Consider the following 17,090-nt stretch of genomic DNA (forward strand, 5'->3'; position numbering starts at 1 on the left):
AGACGTCAGAACAGGCTCCCGGGTTTCCGGAACGGCGGTTTCACTCGCAGATCCGGTCGATGAGCTTGCGGACCGTCGCCGGCAGGTCGTCCTGGGTATGGCAAGACCAGTCGCCGATCTTGACGATCACGATGACCATCTCGTGGGGGCCGCCTGGTGCCTGGCGCTGGCGCGCCGTGCCGTCCAATGCCCGGCGCAGCGCCCCCGGCGGCGGCAATTGCCGGCCGCACAGCAGCACCACCACCGGCGACTTGCCGGCGTGCACCCGCGACCGCGAGGCCGCGTTCCACGCCTCGGCGATGGCGGTGGCATCGGCGAGGTCGCAGACCTTCAGGAGCACGCGCGGCGGGTGACTGCCCAGGAAGCGCGGCTTGGCCACGGGCACGAGCGCGGTGTCGAACCCGCGGACATCGGGCGTCTCGACTGGGCCGAACAGGGACTCGACGATGCCGCGAACGCGGGCGGTGATGGCGCGGCGCACAATCACATCGCGGCCGGCGCGCTCGGTCTCGAAGAGCCGCTTGCCCGGAGGCGGCGGCTCGGCGGAATCCGATTCCACCGGCGGCGGGTCGTGCGCCTCGGCTGTGGGGGGCGGTGGCGTCGGCGGCGCGGACTCGGCCCCGGCACCGGGCGGCGGCGCGACCCCAGCGGCACCCGCGTCGTACTGCGCGCGGAGCACCGGGTCGCTCAGCGTCTTGTACGCCACCGTGAGCTCGGCCGCGCGAGTGGCCGCCATTTCCTGAAACTCGGGTCCCAGGTGGACGACTTTGTCAGGGTGGTAGCGGGCAATTTCCCGGCGAAACGCCTTCTTGATGGTGTCGGCGTCGGCAGTGGGCTCAACGCTCAACAGGTCGTAGTGGGTCTTCAGGGCATGCCCTTCTTGAACTCAGTGACGTTGGTCATGCCCGCCGCCGGCAGTTCGCGCGCGACCTTGCGTTCGCGCAGGCGGCGCTCGCTGCGTCCCTCGGTGCCGCGGGCGCAGTAGGGACAGAAGGTCCAGCCCGGTTGCAGGCTGCGGGAACACCCCGGGCAGGCGCCGCTCAGCCGCCGGCCGCAGTTCGGACACGCCACGAAGTCGAGCGCCACCGGCCCGCTACAGCCCGGACAGATGCTGCGCATCTCGCGCACCTCGGTGACCACGCGCAGCAGCTCTTCGGCGGTGGTGACGCCGGCCTTGACCTTGGCCAGCGCATCGTCACCAAGGGCGAGCATGCCGGTGGACTGCGCCACTTCGCGGACCGCGTCTTCCGACGCCCGTTGCGCAATCATGCGGCGGATGCGGTCGGTGATCTTCATCACCTCGTAGATGCCGATGCGGCCCTTGTAGCCGGTGTGGTGACAGGCGTCGCAACCGACCGGGCGATAGAACGGGATGTTGGCGGCCTCGGCTTCGGTGATGTTGAGCGCGCGCAGCGTGTCGGGCGGCGGCGTGTACTGGCGCCGGCACGCGGCGCACAGGCGCCGGACCAGCCGCTGGGCGACCACGCCGATCGTCGCCGAGGCGATCACGTACGGCTCGACGCCGATGTCGGTGAGGCGGGTCACCGCCGACGGCGCGTCATCGGTATGCAGCGTGGTCAGCACGAGGTGGCCGGTCTGCGCGGCCTGCATGGCAATGCGAGCCGTTTCGTTGTCGCGAATCTCGCCGACCAGGATCACGTCAGGGTCCTGGCGCAGGATCGAGCGCAGGGCGCTGGCGAAGGTGAGCTTGATCTTCTCGTTGACCTGCGTCTGGTTGATGCCCGGGAGCTGGTACTCGATCGGGTCCTCGATGGTGATGACGTTGGTCCGCTCCGATTGCACCGCCATCAGCGCCGAGCACAGCGTGGTGGTCTTGCCGCTGCCGGTGGGGCCGACCACCAGGATCATCCCGTGCTGGAACTTGAGGAAGCCGCGCAGATCGTTCAGCGCCGGGGCCGAGAAGCCCAGCTCTTCGAGCGGCGGCACGCCGCGGTTCTGGTCGAGCACGCGCAGCACCATCTTCTCGCCGTGCAGCGTGCGCAGGGTCGAGGCGCGGAAGTCGACGTCCCGGCCTTCTTCGGTGGCGACGCGGACGCGGCCGTCCTGCGGCAGCCGCTTCTCGGCGATGTCCATGCCCGCCATGATCTTGAGGCGGGCGATCAGGCCTTCGTGGACCCACTTGGGCAGGTCCATCACTTCCTTCAGCAGGCCGTCGAGACGGTGGCGGATGAGGACGCCTTTCTCCATGGGCTCGACGTGCACGTCGCTGGCCCCCGCCTTGATCGCGCTCTTCACGACCAGGTCAACCAGGTCGATGATCGGCGCCGCCTCGCTGCGCTCCTTCAGCCCGGCAATCGGCTCGAGGCCATCATCATCGGGCCGCCGGATCAGCGCCGACTCGCCGCTGGCCTTCGGGTCGCGCGCGGCGCGCGATGCCAGGACGCCGGCCTGGGAGCTGCCGGTGCGCATCAGGGCCTTGTCGGGATAGCCGGCGGCAATCGCCTCCAGGATGTCGGCGCGGGTCGCCACCACCTGCTTGATGCGATAGCCGGTCTGAAACTCGAGGTCCTGTACGAGGCTGAACAGCAGCGGGTCCGCCATCGCGACGGTGAGCAGGTTCTTGTCGAGGCGCACGGCCACGCACGACCGCTTGAGCGCGACCTCTTTCGCAATCAGCGTTACCGTGACGGTGTCGGGCGGGTTCTCAGCGAGGTTGAGATACGGGAAGCCGAGTTGGTACGCCAGGGCCTTGGCAATCTGGCGCTCGCTGGCGAGGTTCAAGCGCACGAGGACCGCGCCGAGGCGTTCGCCCGTGCGCTTGTGCTCCGCCAGAGCGGCTTGCAGGTCCTCTTCGGTGATGAGGCCCGCCTGAATCAGGCACTCACCGAGCTTCTTGCGCATCGTTCCCTTCTGGTCTGGCGGATACAAATCCGTCAGTGCAAATCATCATAGAAAGGGCGTATGACCGACGCAACCTCGTCCGCCAGGCCATTTCAGGCCGGACCGTGCAATTCCGCGCACACCGATGGTTCCGAAGGAGCATCCCCTAACTCTTTCGGCCAAGCGGGGTTGCCGCCATAGGGCCTACAGGGATTACGCTGTGCTGTAGATAAATGTGGATATGAACCGCGAAGAGGCCGGCGTCGACCAGGGCATCGATGTCGACCTGCGCCGTCACGTTGCCCAACTCCTGGCCGATCGGCGCGACGTCATCGTGGCCGACACGGTGGCCACCTTTCCGCTGACCAGCGGGTCGCGGCGCCTCGATGCCGACTATTGCATCCGCCTCGGCAACCTGGTCACGCGGCTGCTCGGCGATGCCATTCTCGACAGCCGGCTCGACTCGCGGGGCCCCGGCATCAGCGAACTGGCCGCGGTTGTCGCTGAACGCGAGGTGTCACCGGAACAGCTGTTCACGTTCGTGCACATCGCGATGGGCACCGGCATCGACGAGCTGTCGCTCGACCCGCGCGTCGGCGCCAACACCGAGCCCTGGCCGCAAACCGCGCAGATCGTTCGGCGCGCCGCCTTCGATCTGCTCGCGGCGTGGACGACCCGCTCGGTACACATGCCGTTGCGTTCGTCGATCGAGGATTCGCTGACGACCCTGCATACGCGCCCGGTGCTCGATGCCGTGCTCCCGAAGGAGTGCTGCCGCGCCGAGCGCTTCGAGCACTGGCTGTCGATGATGCTGATCGACGTCGACGACCTGTCGGGGCTCAACAGCCGGCATGGCTACGGCGTCGGCGACCGCATCCTCGAGCGGATGGGCATCCTGCTGCGTGCCTACTTCCGGCAGCACGACTGGGTCGTGCGCTATGCCGAGGACACCATCGCGGTATTGCTGCCGGAGACGACGCCGGCCGATGCCCTCACCCTGGCGGATCGCACGCGGGTCATGGTCGAGGACCGACTCACGTTTCGCGATTACCGGACCGATCAGCGGGCGGCGGTGACGGTGTCCGTGGCCGTGACGAGCGCGCGGGCGCTCGAAGGCGAGCCGATCGACCACGTGCGGTTCGTGTCCGAAGCCGAAGCGGCACTGGTGCGTGCAAAGGGCGGCGGCCGTAATCGCGTCGAGCACGTGGAACTGCTGCCGCGGCTGATCTCGATTGAGGAAGCGACCGAACGCCTTGGCACTACGCTCGACGGCATCGAGACACTGGTGGCCGAAGGCAAGCTCGAGCCGGTCAAGGCCGGCCGACACGTCCGGCTCGAACGGGCAGCGGTTGAACTGATGGCGCGCGCGTCCGGGTCCGATCGCGCCCGCTAGCGCCACCAGCGGCGGTACGCGCGATACTCTGCTCCGCGCCGTTCGGCCAGCAGCCGGTCCTGCCGGCGCGCCGCGATCACGTGCAGCACGATCATGATGAGCGCGGTCACGCCAAGTGTCGGGCTGTGCGTCGCGATCGGCGCTGCCGCCCAGGCCAGGGAGTACGCCAGGTAGACCGGGTGACGAAACAGCCGGTAGACGCCGTTCGTGAGCAGCGGCGTGGCCGCCTCGCTGGCTGCGAAGGCACGGGGCAGCATGACGTCGCCGGTGGCTTCCACGGCCGCCAGAAACAGGGCCACCGCGAGCACGTACAACGCAATGCCGGTCACGGTCCAGGAATCGCCGGGGCTGTCGCGGGTGATGATGCCGACGCAGTGAAGCACCGCGACCGCAATGGCTGATTCCTGGAACAGAATCGCCTGCCGTTCAGCGGGCGTGGGCGTGATAAAGAACTTCTGCAGGCCGATTCCCATGACGACGAAGGCCGCCAGGCCCGAGGCGAGCAGCACCCATTCCAGGAGGTTGGCCGGACCCTCGAACCCCACGGCGGGATTATAGGGCAGCGACGTTGCCTTCGGCCTTCCACCCCCGGTCTTGGTTGCTAGCGCTCCCCGGGTGGCCGGCGATCGAGCGGCTTCATTTCGACCGTGAAGCTGAAGGGTACCCGCGCGGGGTTGTAGCACAACTTGTCGTCACACGCCTGGTAGTCGAGCGCACCCGTGATGGTCACCGATGGCATGGCGGCCAGTTGCTTTTGGGCGGCCGGCGTCGCCAGCAGCGTCAGGTCGCGGCGCAGGCGGAACGGCTTCATGAAGACTTCAACCCGCTCGTCGAGCGGCTTGAAGTGATAGATCTCGGACGCCGGATAGACCGTGTCGTGGGTTCGCAACCACGGTTGGGGATCGATCGTGACCTGCACCACGCGGTAGGTGTGTTTCCCTGGCGCGTACAAATGCATGCCAGGCTTTGGCGAGGCGTCCACCACGAGCGACAGGCGCTCGCCCGGCGCCGCGGTGGTGTCACTGATGGTCGCCGTCAGCGTGAGGTGCGCGGTGTCGGCGGTCACCGTGCCGCCGCCGATCCCAGCCCCGAGCGACGACAGGATGGTCGCTGTCGTGTACCGCTCCTGGTAGGCGTCCTCGAAGAACCGCGACACGACCACGCCCTTGCGATCGACGATGAACGTGCCCGGGTGCGGAATGCCAAAAGTCGTCGACTTCGGATCGACGCCCTGATTGAGCAGGCCGTACTGCTTGATGATGGCCGAGCCCGGGTCGGCGATGATCGGAAACGTGATGCTGCGCGACGCCGAGAAGCGCCGGTGGGTTTCGGCGCTGTCGTAGCTGATCGCAATGAGGCCCAGCCCCTGCCGGGTGATGTCAGCGTGGCGGCTTTGCAGCTCCACGAGCTGCGTCTTGCAGTACGGTCACCAGTCGGCGGAGCGGAAGAACACCAGCATGGCGCCCTTCGGCCCCATGACCGACGCGAGGGTGTGGGGTTTGCCGAACTGGTCGGTGCCCGAGAAAGCCGGGACGACGGCGCCGATCTGGGGACCGACCTTGGAAGTATCGACTGCCGGCGGCGCCTGGCCGGCCAGGCCCGCAACCGCCACCACGGCGGTCAACACGGTGAGCGCGAATCGGGGTTTCATCATCGGTAAGACGCCTCGGGCAGCCTGAAGATACATGAAGTGTTTAGCGACCAAGCAACCAAGTTTCCGGGTACTGCGCGTACCAGCCGAACCAGAACGCGCGCTGGGCGACGAAACGCGGCAACGCGATCGACCCATCCGTCAGCGTGAGCGCGTCTTCGCCCTGCCGCCAGGTTCGGCCGGCGGTGTCGACGAGGTCGCCGGTAACGGGTCGCGACTGGAACACCACGTCGTGGCCGCCCACGGCATAGACCCGGTTGGCGCCCTTCGGCGTGGTCACCACCAGCAACCGGCGGCCAGCCACTTCGAAGGGAAACACCGGGGTGCGCTTGAGGAAGTCGGCCACGATCGCCACCGGCTGCGCCTCGCCGCCAGCCGCCGGCCTGACCTGCATCACCAGCACTTCGTCCTTATTCTTCAGGCGGCGGTCCTTGTTCGAGACCTCGAAATACAGCCGGTCATTCGAAAAGTAGTCGCGGTAGGCCGCGCCCTCGCCGTAGTCCCGCTTGTGACCGGTGTCGAGCGACAGCACGGTCGTCTTCGGATGCGTCTCGCGCCACTCGCCCCAGGTCGTGGTCACCGCGGCGTGCGAGGTCATCTGTAGCCCGCTGTCGACCAGCGAACCGACGACCGGCTTGCCCTCGAGGGTGGACCACAGGCTCATGGACTCCTCGTCGAACATCAGCTTGTTCGATCGATAGAGCAGGCCACTCGTACCAAAACCGCGGCGTTTGCCGCCGACCACGCTGTCGTACGGAATCACGGTACCGCACAAGGTGCAGTAGACGATGGTGATCTCGGCGCCGCCGAGCTTGTCGACGGCCATCTCGTGCCAGGCCAGGATGCGCTTCGGGTAGGCGCGGGCCTCGCCGTTCACGACCACCCCAAACACGATATTGCCGTCGCGCAGGTAGCGTGCCTCCTCGCCTGACATGACCTTGGGGTAATAGAGCGGGGGAATGCCGTTGACGGTCACCCCGCCCCAATCGATCTCGTCGAGCCGAATCAAACTCTTCGCACCGGGCGGAAAGAATCGCTGCATGCGCGGGTCAACGCCGCCGCCGTAGACCATGCCCTTGAACTGCGCGTACTCGGGATGCGGCTCGTACGGCAGGCTCCACATCCACGCCCGCCAGCCGTTCAGGGACAAGTCGAATCGCTTTCGGGTTTGCTTCTCGAGAAACGAGATCAATCGCGAGCGGATCATCGACTCACGCGTCACGCCAGTTCCGCCCGCCGCCGCCAGTTCCGCACCGAGCAAACGCGAGCCGGGATCGTCGCCGTCGTCAGGACCATCAGTGGGCTGCGCGCCGATGTCGGCGCCACCGGATGGCGCGGTGGGACGGGGCGCCGGCCGCAGCAGCCGGGCCATGTCAATGATCATCGGGGTGTACGAGTCGCGCCACTGCTTGGACAGCGCGTCGAGGGCCGCGCGTGCGACGCGATCGTCCGGTGAGGTCGCGGCAAAGAACAGTTCGAGCGGCGGCGGGCCCGGCACCTGGGCCCGCATGTTGCCCTGGCTGAACAGGAGCAGTGTCGCGGTGATCACCAGGCTCGCGCGCATCATCGCCGGACCTCGGTTCGCCCGGCGAACGCCGTGAACATGGCCCGACCAAACACGGCCGCCGACAGGACTACGGCCATCACCGGGCCTGCGTGCCAGAGCAGGAGATGCATGGGGCCGTCCAGGGGACAGGTAAGTTCAACGCCGAGCGCGCCGACGGCGGCCGCCGCCAACGCCGCGAACGTGACCGTGGCGCGCACGTCGCCAGGCGCGCTCCGTCCCACCATGATCGCCAGCAGCAGGCCCGGCGTGGCACCGATCGCGAACGCCTTCGCGACGCAGCCCCAGCCGGCCTCTGGCCAGGCGGCGCCGCCGGCCGCCGCCAACGGCATCAGCTCTCCGGCGAGCCAGGCCAGCCATGCGCCCAGGGCGATCGCGGGCGCGGCGCGGCGCCACCTGTCAACGGGTTCGCCTGGAATCGCCAACGCCAACGCCGCGGCGGCCGAGCTGACGGCCGCGAGTACCAGCAACGCCACGTGGGCCTGAAAGGGTTGCGCAAACACGCTCGTGGCCAGGTCGCCGCGGCGTCCGAGGACCGCGACGGAGGCGGCACCCACCGCCACCGAGGCCATCAGCCACCGCCGTAGCCGGACGGAGGGCAGCGGGAGCGGTGACACCGGCTCGAGATCCCGAACCAGGGCGTCGATCACGTCGTTAGTTGCCATAGCCGATTCCCGCCAGAAACTTTCTCAGCGCCGCGTAGCCGCGGTGGGCAATCACTTTGATGTTGGCTTCACTCATCCCGGTCTCCCGCGCGACATCGCTCACGGACATCTCCATCAACTTCAGGCGTTCGATCACCACGCGTTGGGCCGGCGACAACTGTCGCATCGCTTGCGCCAGGTCGACTCGAGCAATGGTTTCACCCTCTGGCGTGTGTGACCACACCACCGGCGGCACCGCGTCCATGGGTTCCTCCCACGCGGCCGTACGCTTGTGCCGGCGAATCGCGTCGATCATGCGACTCTGCAGCACCGCGTAGAACCAGGGCGCGAAGGGCCGCTCGGGGTTCCAGGTCTGCCGCGCCCGGTGCAACGACACCAGCACATCCTGGACGACATCGTCGACCCACGGCGTTTGCCCGACCCGACGGCACACGTAGAGCCTGACGACGTGACCGAGCCCCCGTAACAGGGCGTCGTACGCCGATCGGTCGCCGCGCTGGCTCGCCGTCATGAGCAACGTCAGCTCATGTTCCTGCTCTGGGGTCATCCCCTTATTGGACTTCTACGAAGCACTCCGCGATTCGGTTACAGATGCCGGCGGTCTCAGGGGCGGGGCCGAGCGAGGTCGACTCGACGGGGGTCAGGCGGGGTTTCGGCTTCGAGAGTGGCGCGGTAGCGCGCCCGTGCGTCCTGCTCCAAGGACACTGGATCCATCCCTCAACAGGCGGTTGGCTTCTGCATGTAGCCTTCCCAGAACTGGGCCACGCCTGTAACAAACTGGGACAGCGCCGTCTTGAGGGTTCGAGTGGTCGACATAGCTTCGATGGTAGTCGCTTTAAGGCTCCTGCGACTCATATTGCTCCTTGAGCTTGGCCACGACGGATGGGTCGGCCAGCGTCGTGGTGTCGCCCAACGCCTTGCCTTCGGCGATGTCGCGCAGCAGGCGCCGCATGATCTTGCCGGACCGCGTCTTGGGCAAGTCCGCCGAGAAGATGATGTCGTCGGGCCGCGCGATGGCGCCAATCTTGTGGGCCACGTGGCGCTTGAGATCGTCGGCCAGCGACTCGGAGTGGTGAACGCCCTCCTTGACCGTGACAAAGGCCGCAATCGCATGGCCCTTGATCTCGTGCGTGCGACCCACCACCGCGGCCTCGGCCACCTTGGGATGATCGACCAGCGCGCTTTCGACCTCCATCGTGCCAATGCGATGTCCCGCCACGTTCAGCACATCGTCCACGCGGCCAAGCAGCCAGTGGTAGCCCTCGTCGTCTTTCTTCGCGCCGTCACCAGTGAAGTAGATGTCCTTGCCCCAGCGGCTCCAGTACTGCGTCTGGTAGCGATCGTGATCGCCGTAGATGGTTCGCAGCATCGACGGCCACGGCTTCGTGATGGCAAGCAGCCCGCCGCCCACCGGCACGTGGTCGCCCTTGTCGGTCAGGATCTCGGCGCTGATGCCGGGGAACGAGTGCGTCGCTGAGCCGGGCTTGGTCCTGGTAATGCCCGGCAGCGGCGTGATCATGATCGCGCCGGTCTCGGTCTGCCACCAGGTATCGACAATGGGACAACGGCTGCCGCCGATGTGCAGGTGATACCAGATCCACGCTTCGGGATTAATCGGTTCGCCGACCGATCCCAGCAGGCGCAGCGACGACAGGTCGTGCCGTGCCGGCCAGTCGGTACCCCACTTCATGAACGCGCGAATGGCCGTGGGCGCCGTGTAGAACACCGACACGCCGTAGCGCGCGACGATCTCCCACAGGCGATCTTTCTTCGGCCAGTCGGGCGCGCCTTCGTACATCACGACGGTCGCCCCGTTGGCGAGCGGTCCGTAGACCACGTAGCTGTGACCGGTGACCCAGCCAATATCGGCCGTGCACCAATACACATCGTCTTCCTTCAGGTCGAACACCCACTTGGTGGTGGCATAGGCGCCGACCAGGTATCCGCCGGTGGTGTGAACAATGCCCTTGGGCTTCCCGGTCGTGCCTGACGTGTAGAGGATGTAGAGCATGTCCTCGGCATCCATCGGCTCGGCCGGGCAGTCGTACGAGGCATCCTGCATCAGCCGGTGATACCAGTGGTCGCGGCCTTCCTTCACGTGGATCGGCAGCGGCGATCCCTGCAGGCGCTGCACAATCACGACGTGCTCGATCGACGGCGTGCCCTCGAGCGCTTCGTCGGCCATCTGCTTGAGCGGCACCACCTGCCCGCGGCGCCAGCCGCCGTCGGCGGTGACCAGCACCTTGCAGGACGAATCGTTGATGCGATCGCGAAGCGACTCGGCGCTGAAGCCGCCGAAGACGACGGAGTGTACCGCGCCAATGCGCGCGCACGACAGCATGGCGATGGCCAGCTCGGGAACGAGCGGCATGTAGAGCGCCACGCGATCGCCCTTCTGCACGCCCAGCTTCTTCAACACGTTGGCGAACTGGCAGACCTGGCGGTAGAGGTCGAAATAGGTCAGGGTGCGGCGGTCGCCCGGCTCCCCCTCCCAGATGAACGCGGCCTTGTTGCGGCGCCAGGACCTGGCGTGACGATCCAGGCAATTGGCGGCGACGTTGATCTTGCCGTCCACGAACCACTTGGCATCGGGCGGGTTCCAGTCGAGCACCTTCGACCAGGGCTGGATCCAGTCGAGCTCCTTCGCAAACCCGGCCCAGAACGCCTCGGGATCTTTCGCAGCCCGCGCGTAGATTCCGGGATCGTTCATCACCGCGTCGGCGGCAAAGGCCTGCGGCGGTGGGAAGCTGCGATGTTCGTTGAGGAGTGCTTCGATCTCTGGGGAAACCGGGTCGGACATGACGGCAGTATATTCCTGGTTCAATCACGGTGGTTCAACCACGAAGGTTCAACCACGGAGGTTCAACCACGGAGGTTCTTAGAACCATCGTGATTGAACCCAGTGGTAGAACCCTCGTGGTTGAACCCTGTGATTGAACTATCGGGTTTGTGTCCCGAACCAGCGGAAGCGTTTCGGTCGCAGGCTCAGCAGTTGCAGCGCCGAGGCCGCCGACTCAATCATCGTCGGCTCAATGCGGCGGGCGTTCTGGGTGGCGCCTTCCTGCAAGGCGCGTTCGGCCAGCAGGTTCACCAGCCGGGGCACCCCGCCCGACAGGCCGTAGATGACGTCGATCGCGGGCGGGCTGAAGGTGACGCCGGCGCCGCCGGCAATGGTGAGACGGTGGCTCACGTAGCGTTCGCACTCGTCGCGCTCGAGCGGCAACAGCTTCGCGCGGGTCGACAGCCGTTCATCGAGCGCGCGCGGCAGCGTCGGGCCGCCGGTGACCGAGGGCTGGCCCGCCAGCAGGATCTGCAGCACCTTCTCGCGGTTCGACTCGAGCGCCGCCAGTTGCACGATCTGCTCGACCGTGGCCGACGGCAGGCTGTGGGCCTCGTCGATGATCAGCACCGCGGCGTCCTTGGTCGAGCGCAGCCGAGCCAGGAACTCGTCGAGCATCTGCCGCAGTTCCGGACAGGTGGCGCCGACCAGCCGCCCGTGCAGGACCTCGTCTTTCGCAATCACCCCCAGGTCCTGCAACAGCAGGCGCAGCAGGTCTTCGGGCGACAACAGCGAGTTGCCGACCAGGGCCGCGCGGGTCTTGCGCTCGAGCAACGCCATCACCGTCCGGCAGAGCGTGGTCTTGCCCACCCCGAGGTCGCCGGTCACGAGCAGCAGGCTTTCGCGCCTGGCAATGCCCGCCGACAACGCGTCGAAGGCGCGGCCGTGCGACCGGCTCCTGAAGTAGTACTTCGGGTCGGGCGTCAGGCTGAACGGCCGCTCGACAAAGCCATAAAAGGCTTCATAGGGCAGCTTCGAGGAGTCCACAAATCCGGTTATCGGCCCGGCGCCGGCAAACCTTACTCAGTCGGCAGGCCAGGGGGCGTCCTCGCCGTAGCTCCCTCTAGAAGGTAGAGGGAGGAACTGGGGGAGGCAGCGCAGGCGGGGCCTTGCGGAACATCAGCGCGCCAAACAGGCCGCCGACCATGCCGAAGAGGCTGCTGAGGCACAGCATCACGAAGAACGAAAAGATCAGGCCCACGCCGATGGCGGGCGCCGCCGACATGCTCTCGAGAAAGGCCCGCGCTTCGGGCGCCATGTCGGGCGCGTTCTGCAGCGCCCGCTGCATCATCTGGCTCTGGAACGGCGCCAGCGCCGAACTGATCGGGATGGTGAGCACGAGCCACACAAACGCGCCGACGACCCCGGCCAGCGCGCCGACCACCGCGCCGTCGCCGGCCCGAATCGGCTCAGGGTCGTTCTGCTGGTGCAGGTAAGACGCCAGCGCCCCGCCAAACAGAATCCAGGCACAGCAGCAGTTGGCGACGTTGATGACCGGCAGTGCCGACAGCACGCCGATCGCCACGCCGCCTAACAGCGCCGGCTGGGTTTTTGACGGGGAAACTACCAACTATCAACCTTCAACTTTCAACTTTCTAGTCGTAGTCCTCGACCAGGTGCGTGACCATCTCTTCGCCCATGATGTAGCGAAGCGTGTTCTTCAGCTTCATCAACTGGATGAACAGGTCGTGCTCGGGATAGAGGTCCTTCGCGTGCATCGGCGCCTTGTAGTAGAACGACAGCCACTCCTGGATGCCGCCGCGGCCGGCGCGCTTCGCCAGGTCGAGGAACAACGCCGAGTCGAGCACGATCGGCGCCGCCAGGATCGAATCACGGCACAGGAAGTTGATCTTCAGCTGCATCGGGTAGCCGAGCCAGCCGACGATGTCGATGTTGTCCCAGCCCTCTTTGTTGTCGCCGCGCGGCGGGTAGTAGTTGATGCGGACGACGTGCGAGATGTCCTTGTAGAGATCGGGATACAGGTGCGGCTGGAAGATGTAGTCGAGCGCCGACTTCTTGCTTTCTTCCTTGGTCTTGAACGATTCCGGATCGTCCAGCACCTCGCCATCGCGGTTGCCGAGAATGTTGGTCGAGTACCAACCCTTGACCCCGATCAGGCGCGCCTTCAGGCCCGGGGCGATGATCGTCTTGATCAGCGTCTGGCCGGTCTTCATGTCGTTGCCGCAAATCGGCGCCTTGGTCTGCGCCGCCAGTTCCAGCATGGCGGGAATGTCGGCGGTCAGGTTCGGCGCGGCGTTGGCGAACGGAATGCCTTCCTTGAGCGCCGCGTAGGCATAGACCATGCTCGACGGAATCGAGTCGTCGCCGAGCTCGAGCCCCTTTTCGAACGAGGCCAGCGACTGGTGCACCGGGCCTTCCTTCATGAACACTTCGGTGCTGCCCGCCCACACCATGACCAGGCGTTCGCACTTGTTCGTGGCCTTGAAGGCGCGAATGTCGGCGATCAGCTGATCAGCGAGGTCCTTCTTGTTCTTGCCCTTCTTGACGTTGGGGCCCGACAGCCGCTTCACGTAGCGCTGGTCGAACACCGCCGACATCGGCTTGATGGCCTCGAGCTCGGGACGAATCGAATCGAGCAGCTGCCGATCGAGCACGCCGGCCGTGCAGGCGGCGGCGTAGCAGTCTTCTTCGAAGATGTCCCAGCCGCCAAAGACGATGTCATCAAGGCTGGCCAGCGGCACGAATTCGTTGATCTTGGGGGAGCGGCCATCGGTGCGCTTGCCGAGGCGGATGGTGCCCATCTGCGTGAGCGATCCGATCGGCTTCGCGAGGCCCTTGCGAATGGCGATGACACCGGCAATGGTGGTGGTGCTGACCGCGCCAAGGCCGACGAGCAGGATGCCCAGTTTGCCTTGGGCAGGGGCGATTTCTAGGGGAAGTTTCACCTTGGAAATATATCATGCGCCCTCGCTGACGCCCGCTCGGGCCGACACCTCGAACAGGAGATCAGGAGTCCATGAGCGCCTTTTTCCTGAAGATCTGGTCTCTTGAGCTCTTGACCTCCTGTTACTCTGGAGCCCATGATCGGCATCTTTCTCCGGCTGCTCAAGTCCAGCCAAGCCCGCGCGATGGACCCGCTCCAGGTGTCGATGACCGGCGTCCGCATGGGCGAGCGGTTCCTGCTGGTGGGCTGCCACGATCGCGCGTTGCTGTCAGGCCTGGCCGCCAAGGCGGGCTTGAGCGGCACGGCCGCGGTCGCGACCCTGGATGCGGCCTCGGCGAGACGCGCCGCCGCGGTCGGCGCCAAGGTCGGCGCCCTGATCGACGTGCGGCCGATCGACGACCGCCGCCTGCCCTTCGACGGCGACCAGTTCGACATGGTCGTCATCGACGACACCGACGGCAGCTTCGCCGCGATCGCGGCGGCCGCGCGCCTCGACTACCTGCGCGACGCGCTGCGCGTGGTGCGCGCGGGTGGGCGGGTTGAAGTGGTGGAAGGTCTCGGCGGTGGCGGGCTGTTCCGCGGCGCGGTTTCGCGCCCGCCGGGCTACGACATGCTGCGCGACCTCGCGGCCACCGGCTTCAAGCCGTCGCGGCTGCTCGCCGAGAAAGACGGTTTCCGCTTTCTCGAAGGCCTGCGCCCCAACTCATAAATGCGTCGTGGTTGGCGGGTCGTCGGCCGCCTCGACGATGAACCAGCCTTTGACGTTGCCGAACTCGATCTCGTCGCCATCGGCGAGCACGCGCCGGCCGGCGAGCGGTTCGTTCTGCACCGCGGTGCCGTTCTTGCTCTCGAGGTCTTCGACGTGCGCCTCGCCGTCTTTGATGGTGATGCGCGCGTGGGCGCGCGAAACGCTGGAGTCGTTGAGGCACACCGTGGACTTCGGATCGCGGCCAATCGTGTTGTTGCCGTAGGCCAGCACATACCGTCGATGGCCGATGCGCAGGCTCATCACCATTCCCGGATGGTAGCTCAGGACGAACGGCAGGTGACACCGTCCCCAAAGCACCACAAAAGACCGGGGACCAGATTGGAAAGATTCCACGAAAACAGGCCGAAAAGGCTGATCATGGAGCCTGAGTCCCCGGCGGCCACAACGGCAAGGCTTTTGCCTTTACACGAACCGTAGCCATGCTTGGAAACCTCCCTCCGGACGTCTATACGGCCCGCGACATCGCGGAGGCGGGCGGGGTGTCTGAGGCCCGGGTGCTGGACCTGCTGGCCCGCGGCGAGATCCGGTCGGTGTCGGCTCAATCGCCCATCGGCGGGCAGTCCGGGCTGGACGGCTTCGTCGCGCAGGCCGAGGCGGTTCGCGCGGTGCGGGCGCTGCGGGCCGGAAGCCCGGTCGGCATCGCCGGCGAACTCGGCCTGGGCCGTGAGCTCTTCGCACAAGGTTTTCGCCCGAAGCATTCAACCACCGTGCCCCTGGTCGTATCGACGAGCCTGCACGGTGCCGCCATCGCCTCCATCCTGTTCATTGCCAGCCTCGGGCTGGCGGTCGCCGACGAGCGAACCGAACCGATCAAGGACGAACCCATCCGCATGGTGTTCCTGGTCTCACCGGGACCTGGTGGTGGCGGCGGAGGTGGCGGGTTGATGCAGAAAGCGCCGCCGCCGAAGGCCGCGCGCAAGGGCGTGGAGAAAATCAGCAGCCCGCTGCCGGCGCGCAAGCTGCCGCCGCCCATGCGCCCCACTCCGAGGCCGCCCGAGCCGCCGCCGCCGCCCCTCGAGGCGAAGATGTTGCCGCCGGTGATGGCGCCCATCGCCAGCAAGCCCGCGGAAGCCGAGAACCGCGAAGGCGTCCTCGCGAAAGCACCAGCGACGCCGCCCAGCCAGGGTCCAGGCATCGGCGGTGGCGCGGGCACCGGACGCGGCACCGGCCTTGGCGAAGGTGACGGTAGCGGCGTTGGCGATGGATCCGGTGGCGGCACCGGCGGCGGACCGTTCCGTCCCGGCAGCGGCGTGGAACCGCCGCGCCTGCTGCGCGAGGTGAAGGCCGACTACACGGACGAGGCTCGGCGCGCGAACATCGAAGGCGAAGTGGAACTGGAGATCGTGGTGCGGCGCGACGGCACCGTCGGCGACGTGAAGGTGCTGCGCGGGCTGCGCGGCGGGTTGAGTGACCGCGCGATCCAGGCGGTGCGCCAGTGGCGCTTCTCGCCGGGCCGCATGAAGGGCACGCCGGTCGATGTCGTCGTGCAGGTCGGCGTCGAGTTCAGGCTTCGTTAGGGCGGGTCGGACAGGTCGGGCGGGTAAGGTTGTGGGGACGGAGAACATGGAAACAGCGCTGCTCGGCATAACGGTGATCTCGCTGGTGGTCGCGCTCGTGATGAGCGTGACGGCGTGGCGTCTGGCGCGCGACGAGAAGCGGCGGTCGGCGGCCCGCGTCGCCGCGCTGTCGATCGCCGCCGCCGCTCCCGGTGATGCGTCGAACTCCGGCGGCCAGGGCCTGGCGCCGGATGCCATCGGTTTTCAGGCGCACCCTGTGATTGTTGAAAAACCGCGCCCGCGCGCGCCGTGGGCGCCGGCGCCGGTCGCGGCCGAGGCCATGCGGCGGTCGGCCTTCGTGGCGCCTCCGCCGGTGCCCGAACTGCCGCTGCACACCACTCCGTCGCGCAACCTTTCGCACGCATCGGGCTTCCTGGGCGCCCAAAGCGAACCGGCGTTGCAGGCCAGTGGCGGGCAACGGTCGCTCGCGGTGGCTGCGGCCGTGCTGTTGGTCGTCCTGGCTGGCTCGCTGGCGTGGACGATGTCGGCGCCGCGCGGCACGAGCGCGGCCGCCGTGGGCCCCAACAGCCCGCTCGAACTGGTGTCGCTGCGCCACGATCGGAAGAACGAGAAGATCGCCGTCTCGGGCCTGGTTCGCAATCCGGCCGCCGGCAAGCCGGTGGAACGCCTGGCGGCGGTGGTGTTCCTGTTCGATCGCCAGGGCACCTTCGTGACCAGCGCCAAGGCCGACGTCGACTTCCTCAAGCTGGGCAGCGGCGACGAGTCGCCGTTCGTGGTGTCGCTCGACGCACCGGCGACCGTGGCGCGCTATCGCGTAAGCTTCCGGACAGATGAGGGCGTGGTGCCGCACATCGATCGCCGTGGCGCCACCCCGATTGCGACCGAGGGCGAACAGCCCGTCAGCGTGACGTTGAAGTGAGAGGGATTATGAAAGGCCCACGTCGGG

The 17,090-nt window shown here is 67.0% G+C and carries 17 protein-coding genes and 1 pseudogene; 4 read left to right on the forward strand and 14 right to left on the reverse strand.

What is annotated here, in order from left to right:
- Positions 1–40 precede the first annotated feature (40 nt).
- Complete coding sequence (locus tag Q8T13_06545) at positions 41–868, reverse strand: J domain-containing protein (GenBank protein MDP3717407.1); 828 nt, start codon at positions 866–868, stop codon at positions 41–43.
- A complete protein-coding gene (locus tag Q8T13_06550; GenBank protein ID MDP3717408.1) occupies positions 865–2,862 on the reverse strand; it encodes an ATPase, T2SS/T4P/T4SS family in 1,998 nt (665 codons plus the stop codon). The genes Q8T13_06545 and Q8T13_06550 overlap by 4 nt, the downstream gene beginning before the upstream one ends.
- A gap of 220 nt (positions 2,863–3,082) precedes the next feature.
- Here Q8T13_06550 and Q8T13_06555 point away from each other — a divergent pair, with 220 nt between their 5' ends.
- Complete coding sequence (locus Q8T13_06555; GenBank protein MDP3717409.1) at positions 3,083–4,234, forward strand: diguanylate cyclase; 1,152 nt, start codon at positions 3,083–3,085, stop codon at positions 4,232–4,234.
- Here the strand turns inward: Q8T13_06555 and Q8T13_06560 are convergent.
- The 11 genes and pseudogenes from Q8T13_06560 to Q8T13_06610 form a co-directional block, all read right to left on the reverse strand.
- Positions 4,231–4,779 carry a DUF1295 domain-containing protein gene (locus tag Q8T13_06560; GenBank protein MDP3717410.1) on the reverse strand — a complete coding sequence of 183 codons (549 nt, stop codon included), beginning with the start codon at positions 4,777–4,779 and terminating at the stop codon, positions 4,231–4,233. The genes Q8T13_06555 and Q8T13_06560 overlap by 4 nt on opposite strands.
- 56 nt (positions 4,780–4,835) lie before the next feature.
- A complete protein-coding gene (locus tag Q8T13_06565) occupies positions 4,836–5,300 on the reverse strand; it encodes a protein-disulfide reductase DsbD family protein (protein MDP3717411.1) in 465 nt (154 codons plus the stop codon).
- A gap of 69 nt (positions 5,301–5,369) precedes the next feature.
- Positions 5,370–5,648, reverse strand: a pseudogene (locus Q8T13_06570) (redoxin domain-containing protein).
- Positions 5,649–5,660: 12 nt separating this feature from the next.
- A complete protein-coding gene (locus tag Q8T13_06575; GenBank protein MDP3717412.1) occupies positions 5,661–5,888 on the reverse strand; it encodes a hypothetical protein in 228 nt (75 codons plus the stop codon).
- A gap of 40 nt (positions 5,889–5,928) precedes the next feature.
- A complete protein-coding gene (locus Q8T13_06580; protein ID MDP3717413.1) occupies positions 5,929–7,452 on the reverse strand; it encodes a DUF3179 domain-containing protein in 1,524 nt (507 codons plus the stop codon).
- On the reverse strand, positions 7,449–8,114 hold the full coding sequence (locus Q8T13_06585; protein ID MDP3717414.1) for an NrsF family protein: 666 nt from the start codon (positions 8,112–8,114) through the stop codon (positions 7,449–7,451). The genes Q8T13_06580 and Q8T13_06585 overlap by 4 nt, the downstream gene beginning before the upstream one ends.
- Entirely contained in the window at positions 8,104–8,661 is a 558-nt protein-coding gene (locus tag Q8T13_06590; GenBank protein MDP3717415.1) for a sigma-70 family RNA polymerase sigma factor, read from the reverse strand. The genes Q8T13_06585 and Q8T13_06590 overlap by 11 nt, the downstream gene beginning before the upstream one ends.
- A gap of 288 nt (positions 8,662–8,949) precedes the next feature.
- Positions 8,950–10,914: an acetate--CoA ligase gene (acs, locus tag Q8T13_06595; protein MDP3717416.1), complete on the reverse strand. Its 1,965-nt coding sequence runs from the start codon at positions 10,912–10,914 to the stop codon at positions 8,950–8,952.
- Positions 10,915–11,052: 138 nt separating this feature from the next.
- Positions 11,053–11,940 (reverse strand): AAA family ATPase, encoded by an 888-nt coding sequence (locus tag Q8T13_06600; GenBank protein MDP3717417.1) that lies wholly within the window; start codon positions 11,938–11,940, stop codon positions 11,053–11,055.
- A 76-nt stretch (positions 11,941–12,016) separates the two neighbouring features.
- Positions 12,017–12,523: a DUF5518 domain-containing protein gene (locus Q8T13_06605; protein MDP3717418.1), complete on the reverse strand. Its 507-nt coding sequence runs from the start codon at positions 12,521–12,523 to the stop codon at positions 12,017–12,019.
- 25 nt (positions 12,524–12,548) lie between these two features.
- Positions 12,549–13,859 carry an inositol-3-phosphate synthase gene (locus Q8T13_06610; protein ID MDP3717419.1) on the reverse strand — a complete coding sequence of 437 codons (1,311 nt, stop codon included), beginning with the start codon at positions 13,857–13,859 and terminating at the stop codon, positions 12,549–12,551.
- 135 nt (positions 13,860–13,994) lie between these two features.
- Here Q8T13_06610 and Q8T13_06615 point away from each other — a divergent pair, with 135 nt between their 5' ends.
- A complete protein-coding gene (locus Q8T13_06615) occupies positions 13,995–14,567 on the forward strand; it encodes a methyltransferase domain-containing protein (protein ID MDP3717420.1) in 573 nt (190 codons plus the stop codon).
- Here Q8T13_06615 and Q8T13_06620 read toward each other — a convergent pair.
- Positions 14,562–14,873 carry an FHA domain-containing protein gene (locus Q8T13_06620; protein MDP3717421.1) on the reverse strand — a complete coding sequence of 104 codons (312 nt, stop codon included), beginning with the start codon at positions 14,871–14,873 and terminating at the stop codon, positions 14,562–14,564. The genes Q8T13_06615 and Q8T13_06620 overlap by 6 nt on opposite strands.
- Positions 14,874–15,046: 173 nt before the next feature.
- On the opposite strand from Q8T13_06620, the gene Q8T13_06625 reads away from it, so the two are divergent.
- Together Q8T13_06625 and Q8T13_06630 are read left to right on the forward strand one after the other, a co-directional pair.
- On the forward strand, positions 15,047–16,144 hold the full coding sequence (locus Q8T13_06625; protein ID MDP3717422.1) for a TonB family protein: 1,098 nt from the start codon (positions 15,047–15,049) through the stop codon (positions 16,142–16,144).
- A gap of 46 nt (positions 16,145–16,190) precedes the next feature.
- Entirely contained in the window at positions 16,191–17,063 is an 873-nt protein-coding gene (locus Q8T13_06630) for a hypothetical protein (GenBank protein MDP3717423.1), read from the forward strand.
- Positions 17,064–17,090: the final 27 nt, after the last annotated feature.

The organism is Acidobacteriota bacterium, assembly GCA_030697165.1.
Lineage (GTDB): Bacteria > Acidobacteriota > Vicinamibacteria > Vicinamibacterales > UBA2999 > 12-FULL-67-14b.